A 17,085-nucleotide genomic window follows, 5' to 3' on the forward strand; every position below is an offset into this window, starting at 1 on the left:
CCCTACGGGTCGCCGACGAAGTCCGGCTCGATCCGTTTCGCCTCGACCTCGCCTTCGAGGTGTTCGACGAACGTCGCCACGTCGACGTCGTTTCGCTCGTCCTCGAAGCGGTCCCGGACGGAGACGGTTCCGGCCGCCTCCTCGTCGTCGCCGACCACGATCATGTACGGCACGCGGTCGTCGTGCGCCGCCTGTATCTTCTTGCCGACCGTCCACGAGCGGTCCTCGATCCCGACGCGAAAGGCGTCGAGATACCGGTTTTTGAGCTGTTTGGCGTACCCGATGTTGTCGTCCGACACCGGGAGGATCCGGACCTGTTCGGGCGCGAGCCACGTCGGGAAGTTCCCGTCGAAGTGCTCGATGAGCACCATGAAAAAGCGCTCGTAGCTGCCGTACAGCGCGCGGTGGATCATCACCGGCCGGTGCGTCTCGTTGTCCGCGCCGGTGTAGGAGAGATCGAACCGCTCGGGCATGTTGAAGTCCAACTGGACCGTCGGGCCGTCCCAGTTCCGGCCGAGGGCGTCCTCGAAGGCGAAGTCGATCTTCGGCCCGTAGAACGCGCCGTCGCCCGACTCGACGTCGTAGGCCATCCCGCTCGCGTCGAGGACGTCCCGGAGCTGCGATTCGGCCTGCTCCCAGATCTCGTCGGAGCCGACGGACTTCTCGGGGCGGGTCGCCAGCGCGACCTCGTACTCGAGGCCGAACGTCTCGAGCACCTCGTTGATCTGCTCCATGATCGTGTTGACCTCCCGCTCGATCGACTCGGGCTTCACGAAGAGGTGGCCGTCGTCGATCGTGAACGCCCAAACGCGCGAGAGCCCCGAGAGCTCGCCCCGCTGTTCCTTGCGGTAGACCTTCCCGTTCTCGGCGTAGCGGACCGGGAGATCCCGGTAGGACCAGTTGCCCTCGTTGAAGATCGTCGCGTGCCCGGGGCAGTTCATCGGCTTGAGCCCGTACTCCTCGTCGTTGACGTCCAACAGGAACATGTCGTCGACGTAGTTGTCGTAGTGCCCCGACTGCTTCCATAGCTCCGTCCGGAACAGGTGGGGGGTCTCGACGAACTCGTAGTCCTGGGCGTCGTTCAACCCGTCGACGAAGGCCTCCAGCTCCCGGAGGACGGTCTTGCCGTTGGGGTGATACAGCGGGAGCCCCGGGCCGGTCACGTCGGGGATCGAGAACAGATCGAGCTCGTTGCCCAACTTCCGGTGGTCGCGCTCCTCGGCCTTCCGGCGCCGCTCGAGGAACGCCTCCAACTCGGCGTCGCTCTCGAAGGCCGTCCCGTAGACCCGGGTGAGCGTGTCGTTGTCCTCGTCGCCGCGCCAGTACGCCGCCGCGATCGAGAGCAGCTTCACCGCGCCGATCTCGCCCGTCGACTCGACGTGGGGGCCCCGACAGAGGTCCTCCCAGCCGTCCTGGACGTAAAACGAGACCGTCCCCTCGCCCGCCGCCTCGGTCTCGAGGATCTCGCGTTTGTACTCGTTGTCGGCGTAGGTATCGAGGGCCGTCTCGCGGTCGCGCTCGACGCGCTCGATGGTGTGATCGGCCTCGATGATCGACTCCATCTCCGCCTCGATCGGTCCGAAGTCGTCCTCCGAAAGGTCGACGCCCGTCACGTCGTAATAAAATCCCTCGTCGGTCGGCGGGCCGATCGCCAACTTCGCCTCGGGGTGGAGCCGCTGGAGCGCCTGCGCGAAGACGTGCGCCGCCGAGTGCCGCAGCACCCGCCGGTACTCGTCGCTGTCCTCGGTGACGACGACGAGTTCGCAGTCCTCCTCGAGGGGGTCGGCCTTGTCGGTGAGTTCGCCGTCGACGACCCCGGCGACCGTGTCCTCGCCGAGCCCCGGTCCGATCTCGTGTGCCACGTCCTCGACCGACGACCCCGACTCGACGGAGAGCTCCGAGCCGTCGGGCAGCGTGACGACGATATCGCTCATGGCTATGACAAACCCGGGGACTCTGATAAGTCCCACCGTTCCGGCGGCCGCCCCGCCCCGCTCTGCCCCGAGGCCCCGTTCAGTAGTTCTCGTAGGCGTACGCCCCGAGATACCCGCCGAGCGCGCCGAGACCGACCGTGTACAGCGCCCCGAAAAGCAGTACCAACACCGCGATCACGGTGAACCCGAGCGGCGCGCCACCGGAGAACACGACGAGCAACACGACAAGCCCCGCGGCCGCGAAGGGGACGAGCATGATCGCGCCGGCGATCGCGCCGGCCTCGATCCCGTCGCTCCCGCCGCGCTCCAAGTAGCCGGCGACCGCGCCGCCGAGAAGCGTCGAGAGCGGCACAAAGGAGAGCACGATGCCGACGGCACCGCCGACGAGCGCGTTGAGAAGCGTGCCGGACGTGCCGTCTTCCAGCCTGTCGATCGCGCCGGAGGGAGAGGTATCGGGGACCATCCGTATCGGATGGTCGCCTATTCGGTAAAAAAGCGTTGTGCGGTACGCTCCCCCGAAGCGATTCGGCCCGGACCGGACGCTCTGTGCGCACGCCTTCGGGCGCACGCGTCCGATCCGCTACGGCGCGGCGCGGCGGAGCCGGCCCGTGAGGAAACTCGACAGCGCCCGCGACTTCGAGGGCTGTCGGATGCGTTCGCACTCGGCGTCGCTCAACTCGAAGTCGAAGACGTCGACGTTCTCGGCCAGGTGCTCGCGGCTCGTCGCCTTCGGGACAGTGACGACGTTCGGCTGCTGGACGAGCCACCGGATCGCGACCTGTGCGGCCGTCTTCCCGTAGCGGTCGCCGATCTCCTCGAGGACCGGGTCCGAGAGCGCCCCGCCGTGACCGAGCGGCGAGTACGCCGTCAGCGCCACGTCGTGGATCCGGCAGTAGTCGAGCAGATCGGTCTGCGTCCAGTAGGGGTTGTACTGGACCTGGTCGGTCAGGATCTCGTTCTCGGAGAGCCCCCGGGCGCGATCGAGGCGGTCGAGCCCGAAGTTCGACACGCCGACGTGTCCGACCTTGCCGTCGGCGACGAGGTCGTTCATTGCGGCGAGGGTCTCCCCGAGCGGCGTCGTCAGGTCCGGCCAGTGGATCAAGAGCAGATCGACGTACTCGGTGCCGAGTTTCGCGAGACTCTCCTCGGTCGAGCGGCGGACGTCGTCGTACCCCCGGTTCCCGCGGCCGAGTTTCGTCGTCACGAAGACGTCCTCGCGGTCGACGCCGCTGTCGCGGAGCGCGCCGCCGATCTGTCGCTCGTTGCCGTACTGCTGGGCGGTGTCGATGTGTCTGTAGCCGAGTTCCAGCGCCGTCCGGACCGTCTCGCGGCACTGTTCGCCGGTGAGACGCCACGTCCCGAGTCCGACCGTCGGGATGTCGACGCCGCGAACGGTTGTCACGTGCATACGCCTGATACGGCGTCGAGCCGGATAACGTTATTTTATCAGGGAAACTCGCGGAGCGCGTCCAGAAGCGCCTTCAGGGGCGTCGTCGTCGTCGCGAGCGACACCCCGTCGGCGCTCGCAAGCGCCGGCGCGTGCTCCCAGAGCGCGTCGCCCTCGATCCCGTGGAGGACCACCGCCGACGGCGTGGGGGTGACGACGCGCAGCGCAACGAGCGGGGACTCCCCCCGCGTCACGTCGGTGAACACGAGCGCCCGGTTCGTCGATTGGCCGTACAGGCGGTAGAACTCCTCGCTCGAGAGCCGCTTTATCGCCTCGACGCTGTTGATGACGGTGTGGCCCGCGATCGTCTCGGCGTCGCCCGCGACCACCTGGGAGGCGTCGATCGAGGCGTAGAACCGCGACAGCGGCACCGTCGCCTGGTACTCCCGGAGGTCGTGTACGACCGCCTGATCGAACCCCGAGGAGACGACCCGGGCGTGCTGGCGGACCCGGTCGCCACCGCGACGCTCGTCGATCGCCAACAGCCCCTCGACGACCCGGCGGACGACGCCGATCCCGGGGTTCTCGCGCCGGCCGCTCTCGTAGTCCGAAACGACGGAGGCCGACACCGTGAGCTCCTCGGCAAGCGCCGTCTGGGTGACGTCGAACTCCTCGCGCCACTTCCGGAGCGTTGCCCCCGGGTCGTCCGAGAGCGTCACCTCGCCGGCGATCCGCTCGGCGAGTTCCGCCCGTGGCTCGCGCATGTCCCGGAGTGCGTCGGCCGCCGGCATAAGCGTACAGGGGCGGGCGGTGCAACTCGCCCTTCCGGGACAACGCTATGCCGGTCGAGCACGACGCCTCGGGTATGCCCCCGACCCTCCTCAGTGTCGCCGTCGGCGCGCTCGTCGGCGTCGCCCTGCTCGGGGCGGCGTTCGACCGGCGCTCGCTCGCTGTCGTCGTCGTCGCCGCCGCCGCGCCGGACGTAGACGCCCTGTTGGGGCCGCTGGGTATCGGCGCCGCGAACGCCACGCTGCACACCGTCCTCGTCCCGCTCGCGGCCGGATCGTTGCTCTACTACGACACCGCGCTCCGCGAGCGCTCGTGGCTCTGGACGCGCTACGGCTGGTACGGGGCCCGCGTCGCCTGGGTCGCCGTCGCCGCCTACGCCATCGCCGGCATCGGCCCCGACGCGTTCAGCGCCGAGAGCGCCGCGCTGTTGTACCCGCTTTCGGGCCGGTATTACGCGATCACCGGCGGGCTGTTGTACTCGACGCAGGACGGGCTCGTCCAGACGTACGCCGCCGTCGGCGGGGGCTGGATCGAACTCGCCACGCCGGGGACGGTCGACACGCACCGCGTCGACACCTGGATCGCCCCCACCGCTTCCGATTCCAACTCCGGCGACGGCGAGCGGCGGCTCCGGCTCCTCGAGTCCGGTTGGCAGGCGATCGTCGTCCTCACGGCCGCCGCTGCGGTCCCGGCGAAGGCGCTGATCGAGCGCGGCGACCGCGTGCGGGGTGATCGGTGATGCCCTCCTCGGTCGTCCACGCGGCGCTCGCGTTGGTCCTCGGTGTCGGCCTGCTCGGTCGGTTCTACGACCGCCGCGCGCTCGTCGTGCTCTTGGCCGTCGTCGTCGCCCCCGAGGTCGACACCGTCTTCGGGCTGGCGTTCGACGGCGCACACCGGACCGTGCTGCACAACATGGTGTACGGCACCGTCCTCGCGGGCGTGCTCTACTGGGAGACGGGCCGCGAGGAGTCGCTTATTCGCGGGCGGTGGGGGGCCCGCGGCGTGCGGATCGCGTGGGTCGGGCTGTTCGTCCACACGTTCGCACACCTCGCGCTCGATTGGGGCCACCTGGAGGGCATCAACCTCCTGTGGCCGCTCTACGATCGGTTTTTCACCCTTGAGGGGGAGCTGTTCCTCTCGACGAGCGAAGGGCTCGTCCAGACGTTCGTCGAGATCACCGCGGATCCCGACACGGGGACGACGGTCGTCGACGCCGGCCAGGGCGGCACCCGGGCTGAAACCCACGTCGACAACCCGGCACAGCCGTCCGACGAGCCCGACCCGGGACCGGTCGACAGGCGGTTCCCGATCGCCGTCCGCGGCTGGCAGCTGTATCTCGTCGTCACCGCGCTCGGTACGCTTCTCGCAAAGCGGCTGCAGACGCCGCGGCGCTCGCGGTGATCCGGCGCTCGCGGTGATCCGGCGCTCGCGGTGATCCGGCGCTCGGCCGCGATCGGACGCCCCCGCCCGGCTCAGTCCGTCACCGACGCGGCGATACCGCCGAGCGCACCGAAGACGAGCGGGTAGAACAGCCCGGCAACGACGACCGCCGTGAGGGGATCCGGCGACCCCGCAGCGCCGCCGACGGAAACGGTGAAGACGAACGCGCCGGCGGCCGAGGGCAGGACGTACCCCGCCGCCAGCAGCGCGCCGGCCACAGCGCCCTCGTTCGCTCCGGTGACCCCTCGGTACCGTCCGACCGCGAGGCCGCCGACGAGCAACAGCGCCGGCGGCACGACGTACAGAAGCGCCGTGAACCCGTCCTCGCCGCCGACGAAACTCGGCGGCGGCGAGAACAGGTCGATCCCTGTGTAGGTGACGTCGACGAGGTGGGCGTTGTAGAACACCCACCCGACGAGCTCGTACGTCGCCGAGTCGCCCCCGAAGAACTCGATGAGGTCGTTGAGCGGGGACGATTCGATCTCGGTCGCGACGAGGAGGTAGGTGACGAGGTACCCAAGGACCCACGCCCCGACGCCGGCGGCGGCGCTCTCGACGTACGGGCGGCTCTCGGCGTCCGTTGGGGAGGACATGCCACCGAACGGACGCCGGCGCGTCGCAAAACGCTTCCGGCCGACCCGTCGCCTCGGTCCTCCGGCCGTCAGCCTCCGTCTTCGGCCCACCCTCCGGTCGCCCGACGCGGGGCGTCGTCCCCGACTCACCCGGCGATACCGAACGAGGCTACTTGAGGCCGCCCGCGAAACGCCCTCGGAAAGCGTCATGACAGGATCATCCGATCGCCGTCGGTTTCTCGCGCTCGCCGGTGGCATCGCCGCCCTCGGCGCGGCCGGCTGTCTCGGCGGCGGCGAGAGCCCCGACGGGACCGCAGACACCGCATCCAACGGCGGCGGCGACGGGGGATCGGACGGCGGCGACACCGACACCGACGCCGACCCAGACACCGACGCCGACCCAGACACCGACGACGGCGCGCCGTCGTTCGACTTCCCGCCCGGAGCCGACGAGAACGGGCTCGTGACGGAGACGGTCGTCGCGGGGGCCCGACAGACACTCGAGGCGACGGACAGATACCGGGTTGAGCAGCGACACGAGTTCGACCCCGAGGGCGAACCGATCTCGGAGCTATCCTTCGGGTACGACGTCGACGCGGGGACCGCCCACGAGCGGCTGTCCCGCGACAGCGTCGAGATCGAGCGGTGGCGAACGCCCGACCGGATCGTCTCGCGCTCCTCTGACGCCGAGTCCGACCGCGGCGGCCGCTGGCGCAGCGCGACCGGCGACTCCCCCGGCGGATCCGAGGGGTACCCCTTCGACGAGACCACCGTGCCGGCGCTGATCGAGGGCGCTTCGGTCGCGTTCGACGGGATCGTCACCGAGGGCGAGGGCGAACGGCCCTACGCCCGCTACGTCGGCGAACTCGTCGGCTCCGACCCGATCGACCTCCGGCAGTGGCCGACGGCCCGCGCCGAGTACCGCTTCGAGTCGACCCCCGAGGGCACCGTTTCGCTGCTGCTCTCGGAGGCGGGCGCGATCCACGCCGTCGAGTACGAACTCGCCGGGCCGGCGACGCGGCTGACTTACGAGGGCCGCGAGACACTCGAGGTCACGACGGAGGGCCACGTCGAGTTCACCTACGACGGCCTCGAGGGGCTGTCCGAACCGGGGTGGGCGAGCGACGACGCCGAGGCGGTCCGGGCCTTCGAGATCACGGAGACGAGCCTGGGATCGACCTACAGCCTCGCACGCGGTCCGGCGCTTCCCGGCACGGTCGAACTCGCGTACTCCGAGTTCTACATCACGGCGTGGTTCGGCGAGGACGCGTACATCGACCGGTACCGGCCGCGTCAGGCGTTCGATACCAGATCGGGCGTCGTGGCGAAACTCGACGAGAGCCTCCGGTTGGACTGGGCGTCACTGCCCGGTCGGGATGTCTTCGCGGAGGCCGATCGGATCGAGATGAGCGTCTACATCCGCATCCCACGGGAGGGCCGGGTCACCGTGTTCCACGAGGAACGCCGCCCGTAGTCCAGGGTAGAACCGCGGTGCGATCCCGGGGGGCTCAGGCGTCCGACCCGTCGGTGTGGGATCGGACCCACAGTTCGCCGATCCGCGACAGCCGCGTCCGGTAGGACTTGCCGCGCTCGTCCTGTTCGATGTAGCCCTTCCCGCCCGGGCCGAGGCGGTCGACGTTGTAGATGACCTTCGACCGGAAGGAGTCGGTGTACTCCTCGCCGAGCTCGCGGGCCAGCGTCTGTGCCAACTCGGAGACGGACTCGAACTCGTCGTGCTCGCCGAGCGTAAAGAGGATGAGCTCCTCGAACGGCTTGACGTTCGAGAAGGACGCGACCGGCAGCTCGATGATGTGGCCGTCGCCGAACCGCTTGGCCCCGATCGTGGTGCCGCGCTCGTCGAACTCGTCGAGCAGCGACCGACCGCTCGAGAGCCGATCCGCGATGCGCTCCTCGGAGACGTCGCCCTCGAGGAGTTCCCCGAGGAGCTCACACTGGGCGCGCAGCTCCTCGGCGAGTTCGGTCTCGAGGTACTTCTCGGGGACCGTGTAGTAGGTGTGGATCCTATCGCGGTCGCCCTCGCGTTCGACCATGATCGAGTGTGCCGCCGTCGCGAAGGCAAAGGAGACGGTCCGGGGCATCGCCGAGACGTTGACCCAGACCTCGCTGCCGGTGTCGAGTTCGCCGTTGATCAGGTCGTAGGCCTGCTCGAAGGCGGCGTCGTAGTCGTACACGTCCTCGACGACGTACTCCTCGGTCTCGGCGCCGAGGAGGTTCGTGAAGTCCTTCTGAAGCTTCGCGGCGAGGTTCCGCGAGTACTCGACGTTGGCCTCGCTGCCGACCGCGCCCTCCAGAAGGACCACGCGGTCGACGTCGAGTTGATCCCGGACGAGCGGCGCGATCAGTCGGTCGTAGTCGAACCCGACCGGGACGATGTGTGTCTGCATACCCGGGACAACCGGGCGGCGTTCGGATAAAACACCAGTCTCACCGGCCACGGGATCGCCGCGGCGAAAAGGGCTTTCCGATCGAACGCCTCACACCGGCCCGTACGGATGGACAGACGCAGTATCGTCCTCGCCGCGGCGGTCGCCGGAGGCCTCCTGGCGCTCGTGTCGGGCGCCGCGCTCTCCGGGTCGGTCCCCCCGGAGTACCGGGTGGTCGTGGACGCTACCGGTCCAACCGAGTGGGAGCACCTCCCCCCGGAGGCGAAGGCGGTCGTCCGGACCGCGCTCGCGGCCTCGGGACCGGTCAATGTCACCTTCGGTGCGTCCGGGAGCTACGGGAACAACACGACGGATTTCGGCTCGTACCCCGACGACCTGCCGCAGTTCGACGTCGACCAGACTGAACCCAGCCGGACGGTGATCGAACGCAACGGCACCGTGTACGTCTTTTCGGCGGGGTTCGTCGGGGGTCCCGACGGCGGGACGGTCGCGGTCGACATCGCGGACAGGACCGACGCCGCCAAGATACGGCGGGGTGACCTGTCGCCGCACGGACGCACGGTGCTCGACGTGGCGGAGACCGACGGCGCGGCCGCGTTCTACACCGACCGCCCCTCGGCGTTCGAGGACGGACTCGACGCGACACCCGACAGCCTGCTCGCGTTGGTCGTCTCCGACGCCGACCTGTTCGTGGTCGCCGACGGCGACACCCACCGGACGGTGGTCGTCTCCAGCCCGAACACCTTCGCCTCGCTCGGGGGCGCTCTCACGCTTGCGGTGGTTGCCGGGTCGCTCGCGACAGTCCCGGCGGTCGCCCTGTTCGGTGCCCGGCGAGTCGGGTGGTCGCTCGCAACGGCGGCCGGGGTCGCGGTCGCCGTCCTCCCGGTCGCGCTCGCACGGATCGTGGCGGTCGGGCCCTCTGCGCTTCTCGTCCGTCGGTTCCGGGAACTGTCCCACCTGGTCGTGCTGCCGGCCGTCGGGGCGTTGGTGTGTGTCGGCGTCGTTCGGATGTGGGTGAGACGCGACCGGTCCCCGACCGACGACACCGGGAAGTAGGAGGCCCCCGCCCAACACAATCGTCGTATCCAACCCGTATCCTGAACGAGATGTCACGACAGACCGTCCGGGAGGCACTGTACGTCGACCAGCATCCCCGGCCTCGCCGGCCCCGACCGGGAGTGGGCCGGCACCGTCGTGTCGACAGCTTTTATCGGCGGCTACCCGTAGGCGACAGCGAATGAGTTACGCCCAGGTTCGGTCCCTCCGCCGGATCACCGCGCCGGAGCTGGCCGTCTTCGTCTCCGGCGTGGCGAGCATGGGGCTCGAGATCCTCGCGGGCCGCATGATCGCCCCCGAGTTCGGCAGCAGCATCTACACGTGGGGAAGCATCATCGGCGTGTTCCTGGCGGCGCTGAGCTTGGGGTACCACTACGGCGGCAAGCGCGCCGCCGAGCGGGCGAGCGTCGAGCGCCTCTCGTGGCTGTTGCTCGGCACCGCCGCCTACGTCGCGCTCGTGATCTTCGCCGGCGACATCCTGTTGGGCGCCGGGTCGGCGTTCCCGCTGCCCGGTCGGTTCGCCTCGCTGCCCGCCGTCACGCTGCTTTTCGGTCCGCCGACGTACCTCCTCGGGTTTATCAGCCCCTACGCCGCCGAGCTCTCGGGGACGGAGGCCGTCGGCGAGGCCTCGGGCCGCGTGTACGCCGTCGGCACGGTCGGCAGCATCCTCGGGGCGTTCGGGACGACGTTTCTCCTCATCCCCGCCCTCGGCATCGACGCGATCGGCTTTCTGTTCGGCGCCGTGCTCGTCGTGACCGCGCTGTCGATCTCGCTGCCGTCGATCGATCGGGAGCCCTTCTTCGCGACGATCGGCGTCGGACTCTTGTTGATCGCCGCGATCGGCAGCGGCGCCGTCGGCGTCTCCTCGGGCGGGCAGGTCGTCTACCAGACCCAAACCCCGTACCAGGAACTCGAGGTCACGGACCTCGGGGACACGCGGACGCTGTACCTGGACGGCCAGCGCCACAGCGCGATGAACCTCGAGGACCCCGACCGGCACGTCTTCGGGTACACGCGGTACTTCCACATGCCGTATCTCTTCGCGGAGGACCCCGAGGAGATCGACCGCGTGCTGTTCGTCGGCGGCGGCGGCTTCTCGGGGCCGAAGCGGTTCGTCTCGGAGTACAACGCGACCGTCGACGTCGTCGAGATCGACCCCGAGGTCATCGACGTCGCAACGGAGTACTTCCGCGTCGAGGAGTCCGAGCGACTCAACATCTACAACGACGACGGCCGTCGCTTCCTCGATGAGACCGACCGCACCTACGATCTGATCGTCCTAGACGCCTACAAGAAGGACAAGGTCCCATTCGAGTTGACGACGGTCGAGTTCATGGAACTGACGAGCGAGCGACTCTCTGAGGACGGGATCCTCTTTGCGAACCTCATCGCCGCGCCGAACGGCCCCGCCTCGGAGTTCTATCGCGCCGAGTACCGGACGATGGAGCAGGTCTACCCGCGGGTGTACAGCTTCCCGACGGCCGGTCCGGGCGTCGTACAGAACATCGAAATCGTCGCAACAAAGAACCCCGAGACCGTCACGGAATCGCAACTGCAGGCGCGGAACCGCGACCGGGAGATCGGGATCGATCTCGAACGCGAGATCGAGAACTACCGGCGCGACGAGCCGACCGACGACGTGCCGATCCTCCGGGACGACCGCGCGCCGGTCGACAGCCTGCTCGATCCCATGGTCGGCCAGCGGTACGTCATCGAACAGGCCCCGCCGCCGAACGCGACGGCGACCGGAACCGGAACCGGGACCGGGACCGGCTGACCGCGCTCGGTCGAGCCCGGCCCCCGACGCGCGGTGTCACGGCGGCCTCGCAGGAATTAAAAGGCTCGCTAGCCGAGTATCACACGATGAGCACTGCCGCCGACGCCGACCTCTCGGAGATCGAACGCGAAGCGTTGGAACTGATACGCACGACCGGTGGCATCCACCAAAGCGAGTTCTGGAAGCGACTCGAGATCGACTCCCGGAAGGGCAGCCGCATCATCGACAAACTCGAGGAGTTGGAGCTGATCGAGCGCTCCGAGACCGTCTACGAGGGCCACAACACCTACCTCGTGACGCCCGTTCTCGACCCCCGCGACCTCGATTTCTCGCTGCTGATGGCCGGTGATATGCTCTCGCCGTTCGTCGGCGACGAGGAGATCGACCCACAGAGCGACGCCTTCTCGCAGTGGGTCATGAACCTGGCCTACGAGGAGTACTGACCGGTGCCGACCTGAACCGCCCCTTGGAGCCGCGGGCTCTCAGAGCCGCGAGGGGTCCGTCTCGACGTACTCCATCGACGCGACGACCCAGAACAGAACGCCGGCGGCGACGAAGACGACGGCCACCGGCGGAACCGGCGCGCCCGTCGGCGGATCGCCGGCGCCGAACAGGGCGATCCCCGTTGCGACCGACAGGAGACTCAGACACACCGGGACGAGAGCGCCCCACGACGAGCGAGCGCCCGGCGAGGGGTCCGGCTCCGCTGGGGCCGCCTCTGAGGGCGCCGACGCCGACGTGGTCCGGGTCGAGACCGGTGCTGAAGCTGAGGCTGATTGTGGCTCCGAACCCGAACCCGAACCTGACGCTGCGGTCGCGGTCGACAGGTCCGCGTCCGGCCGTGGGTTCCGTTCCGATGACATGTGTGTTCGGTACGGCCGCGCTCGGGAGCCGACGCCGGCGCTCCGGGGCCGACCCGCGAGGGGGCCGTTTCTGCACTACCCTACCGGGGCAAGACACCTGGCGGTACGGACTGTTTCGAGCGCTGATTCCGGCTGATCTGATTGCATACCGCCCCCGAGTCCCTAACCGCGGGACGCCTGCGCTACTGGTAGTCGAGTTCGCCCTCGCCCTCGCCGACCCAGCCGCTCCGGTCCGGCTCTCTGGCCGCGAGAGGGTCGATGTCGTTGTACCAGGGGACGTTCTTCAGCTGCTCTTTGTTGTACGCCAGGTCGTCCTTCGTGTCCCCGGTGAACTCGAAGTTCTGGGTCAGGAGGATGGCGTCGACCGGACAGACCTCCTCGCAGAGCCGACAGTAGATGCACTGTCCGACGTGGAGGTTGTACTGCTCGCCGTTGCGCTTGTCGTCCATCACGATCTGGATCGTGTCGTTCGGACAGACGTTCTCGCACTGGCGACACCAGATGCAGCGCTCCTGTGAGAACTTGTGGACGCCCCGGAACCGCGGGGAGACCTCGGGGGTCTCCTCGGGGTACTGGACGGTGAACTTCTCGCCGTCCAGGGCGTGTTTCATCGTCGTTGCCATCGATTTGAGCATTCCGATCATTAGGCGATCACTCCAACGATAACGGCCGTGAGTACGAGGTTCGCGAGCGCGAGCACGAGCATGCCCTTCCAGCCCACCTCGATGAGCTGGTCGATCCGCAGCCGCGGCAGCGCCGAGCGGGCCCACTGGGTGAACAGGTAGACGGCCCAGATCTTCACGAGGAACCAGACGAGCCCGATGCTCTCGGGGCCGGGGCCGGCCGGTCCGCCGAGAAACAGCGTCGCGATGACCGCCCCGCCGAGGAAGATGTGCAGGAACTCCCCGAGGTAGATCAACACGAAGTACACGCTCGAGTACTCGGTCTGGTAGCCGGCGACGATCTCCGTCGGCGCCTCGGGGATGTCGAAGGGGTTCCGGCCGACCTCCATCAGGTTCGCGATCAAGAACAGCACGAACGCGAAGGGGTTGACGAAGGCGTACCACGCGGGGATCGACACCGCGCCGAGCGTCACGAGCGGCTCGGCCTGCGCGGCGACGATCTCGCTCATCTGTAGCGATCCGGTGAAAAGCACCACGGAGACGGCGATCAACACGAGCGGGATCTCGTAGGCGAGGTTCTGTGCGACCGCCCGCAGCCCGCCCAGAAGCGAGAACTTGTTGTTCGAGGCGTAGCCGGCCATCACGAGCCCGACCGAGGCGATCGAGGCGATCGCGAAGACGTAGACGAGCCCGACCTCGGGGTCCGCCAGATGGATCCCGCTGCCCATCGGGATGACGGCAAAGCCCAACAGCGCCGAGGCGGCCAACACGACCGGGGCGAGGTCCCAGGCCGGACGGTCGACGCCGTCGGGAACGATCAGCTCCTTCGAGAGCAGCCGGACGGCGTCGGCGACGATGATGAACAGGCCGAACGGACCGAGGCGGTTGACCGCGTAGCGGTCGGTGAAGGCGGCGGTCACCTTCCGTTTGGCCCACGGGCCGGCGACGGCCGTCATCGTCATCATCAGCGTGCCGACGATCGCGGCCCCGACGAGCGCGGCGATCGCCGTCCCGAGCGGGCCCGAGCCGAACGGCAGGAGTTCAACGATCCGCTCGGGCAGCGGTGCGCCCTGGATGGCGAGGCCCATCAGCGGTCGACCTCCCCGAGGACGATGTCGAGGCTGCCGAGCGAGGCGATCAGGTCCGGCACGTACTCGCCTTCGGTCATCTCCCGCAGCGTGTGGAGGTTACAGAAACACGGGCTCCGGATCTTGAACCGCGCGGGCGTGTCGGTGCCGTCCGAGCGCATGTAGATCCCGAGTTCGCCCTTGGCTGCCTCGACGCCGCGGTACACCTCGGCGTCGGCGTCCGGTTTCAGCGTCCGGGGGACGTTCGATTGGATCTCGCGTTCGTCCTCGGGCCACTCGGCGAGCAGGTCGACGCACTGCTCGATGATCTTCGCCGACTCCTCGACCTCGCGCATCCGAACGAGGACGCGGCTGTAGTTGTCGCAGCCGTCCTCGGTGACGACGTCCCAATCGAGCTCCTCGTAGTAGCCGTACGGGTCGTCTCGCCGCAGGTCGATGTCGACGCCGGAGCCGCGGGCGACGGGGCCGGTCGCCCCGTACTGTTTTGCGGTCTCCGGCGGCAACTCGCCGGTGTCGACACACCGGACCTGGAAGATCTCGTTGGAGGTGATGAGGTTGTGGTACTCCGTGGTCTTCTCCGGGAGCCCATCGAGGAAGTCCCGCACCATCTCGAAGAAGTCCTCGCGGGGCTCGGGGATGTCCCAGGCGACGCCGCCGAGCCGGAGGTAGTTGAACATCAGCCGCTGGCCGGTCAGCTCCTCGAGGATGTTCTGGACGACCTCGCGGTCACGGAAGGCGTACTGAAACACGGCGGTGAAGTCGCCGAAGACGTCCAGCGCGAACGTCCCGAGTGCGAGCATGTGCGAGCAGATGCGACACAGCTCCGCGGACATCGTCCGGATGACCTGGGCGTACTCGGGCACGTCGATGTCGGCGAGGTCCTCGGCGGCCCGCGCGTAGGCCCACTCGTTGAGGATGCCGGCGGAGACGTAGTCCCACCGATCGGGGTAGGGCATGATCTGGTGGCGGTACGTCGACTGTTGGCACATCTGCTCCTCACAGCGGTGGAGGTACCCGATGTCGGGTTCGACGTCCGCGATCTGCTCGCCGTCGAGGACGGTCTTGACGTGGAGAACGCCGTGGGTCGCCGGGTGGTGGGGGCCGATGTTGAGAAACATCGTGTCGGACTCGGCGCCCTCGCCGCGCGAATCCGGCTGCAGCGGGTTCGCGTGCTCCCGGAACGGGACGACCTGCGGCTTTTCGGGGTTGTAATCGCTCCCGAGGGGATGTCCCTGCCAGGTCTCCGGCAGCAGGATCCGGCGCATGTCCGGGTGGCCGTCGTACTCGATGCCGACGAGGTCGTAGGCCTCCCGCTCGTGCCAGTCGGCGGTCCGGTACACCGGCTCCGCGGTCTGGCTCACCGGCGCGTCGGTCACCGTCGGCACGACGACGCCGACCTCCTGGGTCGGGTCGTCGTACTTCTTGAGGTGATAGATCGACTCGTAGCGGTCGGCGTACTCTTGGGCGGTGACGTTCGAGAGGTAATCGAAGCCGGCCTCGTCTCTGAGCGCGTTCAGCGCCTCTTGGACCTCGTCGGGCCTGACGACGAAGGCCGTCGCGTTGACGTGTTCCTCCCGATCGAGGGCGGTCTCGCCGAGCAGCGCCTCGAGGGCGTCGTAATCGACGGTCCCCTCGGGGGTCTCGCCGACGTCTCTCGATCGCGGGTCGGGCTCCTCTAAGCTCATGGCGAATCAGCCCAGTTGTACCGCATGACGAGGTCGTCCTCGTCGATCCGATCGGCGAGGTGCCGGACCAACTCGTCGCGTTCGAGGTCGCCGAACTCCTCGAGTTCGTACGGCTTGACGGTCACCGGCGATGTCTCGCCGTTTCTGATCCGCTCTTGGAGCTTGGCGATCCCGTAGATGAGCGCCTCGGGCCGGGGCGGACACCCCGGCACGTGGATGTCGACCGGGATGACCTCCTCGGCACCCTTGATGACGTTGTACCCCTCCTGGAACGGCCCCCCGGAGATGGTACACGAGCCCATCCCGACGACGAACTTCGGCTCGGGCATCTGGTCGTAGACGCGCTTCATCCTGGGGGCGAACTTCGAGACGATCGTGCCCGGCACGATGATCACGTCGGCCTGTCTGGGCGACGCCCGCGGAACGCCCGCACCGAAGCGATCGAGGTCGTGTTTGATCGCGTACGTGTGGATCATCTCGATGCTGCAGCAGGCGATCCCGAACTGCAGCATGAACATCGAGTTCCCGCGAACCCAGTTCATGAACTTGTCGAACTTCGTGAGGATGAACGGCGTCGAGCCGAACGCCTCGCGGAGCTTCGAGTTGAACCGGCTGTCGACGCCGTCGCCCATCCGGGCGTCCTGCGTCGAGACTGTGTCGTGGAGTTTCTCGCTTTCGCTGCTCATAGTTGGCTTTTGATCTCCGCACGATCGCTCTTGATCCACCGGACGGCGCCGTTGCGCCACGCCCACCCGAGGCCGATGACGAGCACGACGAGGAAGACGAGCATCGGCCCCAACACGCGGACGAGACCGAACTCGGCGACGGCGTCGCTGTAGATCAGCGCCCACGGGAAGACGAGCACCGTTTCGATGTCGAAGACGACGAACAGCAACGCCACCATGTAGTACTGGATGTTGAACCGGATGCGCGTGTCGCCGGTCGGGACCTCGCCGGACTCGTAGACGGCGCGTTTCCCCTGCTCGGGCACGCTGGGCCGGAGGAGGCTCGAAACGGCGATCATCGAGACCGGGATCGCGAGCCCGACGAACGCCAGCGCCCCGACGGCGATCCATGGATCACTCATGCGGTCTGTAACAACGATAGATTCGGAACTCAGCCTAATAAGGGTTGTTGAGTCCCGCGATCGTGGGGTCAGCCGCCCGCGTCAGCGGACGGTCCGGGTCGCGTCGCCGTCCGGCGGTGTCAGCTCACACGCCCCGCCGCCGTCGGCCGAAACGCCTTTGTCGTGGCACCGTTAGAGCCAGGTATGACCCCGACGACGGCCCCGGCGGCTCTCCGCTCGTCGCTGTCGATGGGCTTCGGCGTCGACCCGGTTCTCGTCGGCATCATCACGCTGATCCTGATCGTCGTCTTCGCGCTGTTTTTGTTCCTCAGAAAGACGCTTTTGAGCTTCTCCGAGGGGGTCCGCGACGGCAAGCGCGGCGACCGGTAGCGGGCTCGCG

19 protein-coding genes are annotated in these 17,085 nt (G+C 68.2%); 7 read left to right on the forward strand and 12 right to left on the reverse strand.

Annotated elements, in window-relative coordinates; genetic code table 11:
- Window positions 1–2: 2 nt before the first annotated feature.
- The 4 genes from thrS to Q0916_RS03395 form a co-directional block, all read right to left on the reverse strand.
- Complete coding sequence (gene thrS, locus Q0916_RS03380) at window positions 3–1,934, reverse strand: threonine--tRNA ligase (RefSeq protein WP_299234386.1); 1,932 nt, start codon at window positions 1,932–1,934, stop codon at window positions 3–5.
- Window positions 1,935–2,013: 79 nt separating this feature from the next.
- Entirely contained in the window at window positions 2,014–2,397 is a 384-nt protein-coding gene (locus Q0916_RS03385) for a DUF5518 domain-containing protein (protein ID WP_299234388.1), read from the reverse strand.
- A gap of 117 nt (window positions 2,398–2,514) precedes the next feature.
- Window positions 2,515–3,342: an aldo/keto reductase gene (locus Q0916_RS03390; protein WP_299234390.1), complete on the reverse strand. Its 828-nt coding sequence runs from the start codon at window positions 3,340–3,342 to the stop codon at window positions 2,515–2,517.
- Between the two features lie 38 nt (window positions 3,343–3,380).
- Window positions 3,381–4,085 (reverse strand): helix-turn-helix domain-containing protein, encoded by a 705-nt coding sequence (locus Q0916_RS03395; RefSeq protein ID WP_299234393.1) that lies wholly within the window; start codon window positions 4,083–4,085, stop codon window positions 3,381–3,383.
- A gap of 101 nt (window positions 4,086–4,186) precedes the next feature.
- Here Q0916_RS03395 and Q0916_RS03400 point away from each other — a divergent pair, with 101 nt between their 5' ends.
- Both Q0916_RS03400 and Q0916_RS03405 read left to right on the forward strand, forming a co-directional pair.
- A complete protein-coding gene (locus Q0916_RS03400) occupies window positions 4,187–4,849 on the forward strand; it encodes a hypothetical protein (protein WP_299234394.1) in 663 nt (220 codons plus the stop codon).
- Window positions 4,849–5,511, forward strand: coding sequence for a metal-dependent hydrolase (locus tag Q0916_RS03405; protein WP_299234397.1), 663 nt, complete (start codon window positions 4,849–4,851; stop codon window positions 5,509–5,511). Before Q0916_RS03400 ends, Q0916_RS03405 begins: the two co-directional genes overlap by 1 nt.
- Window positions 5,512–5,582: 71 nt before the next feature.
- Here the strand turns inward: Q0916_RS03405 and Q0916_RS03410 are convergent, their stop codons facing one another.
- Window positions 5,583–6,143: a hypothetical protein gene (locus Q0916_RS03410; protein ID WP_299234398.1), complete on the reverse strand. Its 561-nt coding sequence runs from the start codon at window positions 6,141–6,143 to the stop codon at window positions 5,583–5,585.
- Window positions 6,144–6,330: 187 nt separating this feature from the next.
- Between Q0916_RS03410 and Q0916_RS03415 the strand changes: the two genes are divergently transcribed.
- Window positions 6,331–7,596, forward strand: coding sequence for a hypothetical protein (locus Q0916_RS03415; RefSeq protein ID WP_299234399.1), 1,266 nt, complete (start codon window positions 6,331–6,333; stop codon window positions 7,594–7,596).
- Between the two features lie 34 nt (window positions 7,597–7,630).
- On the opposite strand, the gene Q0916_RS03420 is transcribed toward Q0916_RS03415, so the two are convergent.
- Window positions 7,631–8,527 (reverse strand): DUF6293 family protein, encoded by an 897-nt coding sequence (locus Q0916_RS03420; protein ID WP_299234402.1) that lies wholly within the window; start codon window positions 8,525–8,527, stop codon window positions 7,631–7,633.
- Window positions 8,528–8,635: 108 nt separating this feature from the next.
- On the opposite strand from Q0916_RS03420, the gene Q0916_RS03425 reads away from it, so the two are divergent.
- From Q0916_RS03425 to Q0916_RS03435, 3 genes are all read left to right on the forward strand, one after another.
- Window positions 8,636–9,583, forward strand: coding sequence for a hypothetical protein (locus tag Q0916_RS03425; RefSeq protein WP_299234405.1), 948 nt, complete (start codon window positions 8,636–8,638; stop codon window positions 9,581–9,583).
- A 181-nt stretch (window positions 9,584–9,764) separates the two neighbouring features.
- Complete coding sequence (locus tag Q0916_RS03430) at window positions 9,765–11,360, forward strand: spermidine synthase (protein WP_299234408.1); 1,596 nt, start codon at window positions 9,765–9,767, stop codon at window positions 11,358–11,360.
- A gap of 86 nt (window positions 11,361–11,446) precedes the next feature.
- The gene (locus Q0916_RS03435; RefSeq protein ID WP_299234411.1) at window positions 11,447–11,803 is read left to right on the forward strand and encodes a helix-turn-helix transcriptional regulator; all 357 of its coding nucleotides are present in this window, start codon (window positions 11,447–11,449) and stop codon (window positions 11,801–11,803) included.
- A gap of 39 nt (window positions 11,804–11,842) precedes the next feature.
- Here the strand turns inward: Q0916_RS03435 and Q0916_RS03440 are convergent, their stop codons facing one another.
- The 6 genes from Q0916_RS03440 to Q0916_RS03465 all read right to left on the reverse strand — a co-directional run bounded on the left by Q0916_RS03440 (window position 11,843) and on the right by Q0916_RS03465 (window position 16,706).
- Window positions 11,843–12,013 carry a DUF202 domain-containing protein gene (locus Q0916_RS03440; RefSeq protein ID WP_299234413.1) on the reverse strand — a complete coding sequence of 57 codons (171 nt, stop codon included), beginning with the start codon at window positions 12,011–12,013 and terminating at the stop codon, window positions 11,843–11,845.
- A gap of 392 nt (window positions 12,014–12,405) precedes the next feature.
- Window positions 12,406–12,867, reverse strand: coding sequence for a NuoI/complex I 23 kDa subunit family protein (locus Q0916_RS03445; protein WP_299234415.1), 462 nt, complete (start codon window positions 12,865–12,867; stop codon window positions 12,406–12,408).
- A complete protein-coding gene (locus tag Q0916_RS03450) occupies window positions 12,867–13,922 on the reverse strand; it encodes a complex I subunit 1/NuoH family protein (protein WP_299234493.1) in 1,056 nt (351 codons plus the stop codon). The genes Q0916_RS03445 and Q0916_RS03450 overlap by 1 nt, the downstream gene beginning before the upstream one ends.
- Before the next feature lie 11 nt (window positions 13,923–13,933).
- Entirely contained in the window at window positions 13,934–15,619 is a 1,686-nt protein-coding gene (locus Q0916_RS03455; RefSeq protein WP_299234416.1) for an NADH-quinone oxidoreductase subunit D, read from the reverse strand.
- Entirely contained in the window at window positions 15,616–16,305 is a 690-nt protein-coding gene (locus Q0916_RS03460) for an NADH-quinone oxidoreductase subunit B (RefSeq protein WP_299234417.1), read from the reverse strand. The genes Q0916_RS03455 and Q0916_RS03460 overlap by 4 nt, the downstream gene beginning before the upstream one ends.
- Window positions 16,302–16,706: an NADH-quinone oxidoreductase subunit A gene (locus tag Q0916_RS03465; protein ID WP_299234419.1), complete on the reverse strand. Its 405-nt coding sequence runs from the start codon at window positions 16,704–16,706 to the stop codon at window positions 16,302–16,304. The genes Q0916_RS03460 and Q0916_RS03465 overlap by 4 nt, the downstream gene beginning before the upstream one ends.
- 183 nt (window positions 16,707–16,889) lie before the next feature.
- Between Q0916_RS03465 and Q0916_RS03470 the strand changes: the two genes are divergently transcribed.
- Window positions 16,890–17,075 (forward strand): hypothetical protein, encoded by a 186-nt coding sequence (locus Q0916_RS03470; protein WP_299234421.1) that lies wholly within the window; start codon window positions 16,890–16,892, stop codon window positions 17,073–17,075.
- Window positions 17,076–17,085 lie beyond the last annotated feature (10 nt).

The sequence above is a fragment of the Natronomonas sp. genome (assembly GCF_028274965.1).
In the GTDB taxonomy this organism is placed as follows: domain Archaea; phylum Halobacteriota; class Halobacteria; order Halobacteriales; family Haloarculaceae; genus Natronomonas.

Bases quoted from the DNA above. Each gene is read 5' to 3' on its own strand.
- thrS (WP_299234386.1), bottom strand. From the start codon at position 1,934: ATGAGCGATATCGTCGTCACGCTGCCCGACGGCTCGGAGCTCTCCGTC.
- Q0916_RS03385 (WP_299234388.1), bottom strand. From the start codon at position 2,397: ATGGTCCCCGATACCTCTCCCTCCGGCGCGATCGACAGGCTGGAAGAC.
- Q0916_RS03390 (WP_299234390.1), bottom strand. From the start codon at position 3,342: ATGCACGTGACAACCGTTCGCGGCGTCGACATCCCGACGGTCGGACTC.
- Q0916_RS03395 (WP_299234393.1), bottom strand. From the start codon at position 4,085: ATGCGCGAGCCACGGGCGGAACTCGCCGAGCGGATCGCCGGCGAGGTG.
- Q0916_RS03400 (WP_299234394.1), top strand. From the start codon at position 4,187: ATGCCCCCGACCCTCCTCAGTGTCGCCGTCGGCGCGCTCGTCGGCGTC.
- Q0916_RS03405 (WP_299234397.1), top strand. From the start codon at position 4,849: ATGCCCTCCTCGGTCGTCCACGCGGCGCTCGCGTTGGTCCTCGGTGTC.
- Q0916_RS03410 (WP_299234398.1), bottom strand. From the start codon at position 6,143: ATGTCCTCCCCAACGGACGCCGAGAGCCGCCCGTACGTCGAGAGCGCC.
- Q0916_RS03415 (WP_299234399.1), top strand. From the start codon at position 6,331: ATGACAGGATCATCCGATCGCCGTCGGTTTCTCGCGCTCGCCGGTGGC.
- Q0916_RS03420 (WP_299234402.1), bottom strand. From the start codon at position 8,527: ATGCAGACACACATCGTCCCGGTCGGGTTCGACTACGACCGACTGATC.
- Q0916_RS03425 (WP_299234405.1), top strand. From the start codon at position 8,636: ATGGACAGACGCAGTATCGTCCTCGCCGCGGCGGTCGCCGGAGGCCTC.
- Q0916_RS03430 (WP_299234408.1), top strand. From the start codon at position 9,765: ATGAGTTACGCCCAGGTTCGGTCCCTCCGCCGGATCACCGCGCCGGAG.
- Q0916_RS03435 (WP_299234411.1), top strand. From the start codon at position 11,447: ATGAGCACTGCCGCCGACGCCGACCTCTCGGAGATCGAACGCGAAGCG.
- Q0916_RS03445 (WP_299234415.1), bottom strand. From the start codon at position 12,867: ATGATCGGAATGCTCAAATCGATGGCAACGACGATGAAACACGCCCTG.
- Q0916_RS03455 (WP_299234416.1), bottom strand. From the start codon at position 15,619: ATGAGCTTAGAGGAGCCCGACCCGCGATCGAGAGACGTCGGCGAGACC.
- Q0916_RS03460 (WP_299234417.1), bottom strand. From the start codon at position 16,305: ATGAGCAGCGAAAGCGAGAAACTCCACGACACAGTCTCGACGCAGGAC.
- Q0916_RS03465 (WP_299234419.1), bottom strand. From the start codon at position 16,706: ATGAGTGATCCATGGATCGCCGTCGGGGCGCTGGCGTTCGTCGGGCTC.
- Q0916_RS03470 (WP_299234421.1), top strand. From the start codon at position 16,890: ATGACCCCGACGACGGCCCCGGCGGCTCTCCGCTCGTCGCTGTCGATG.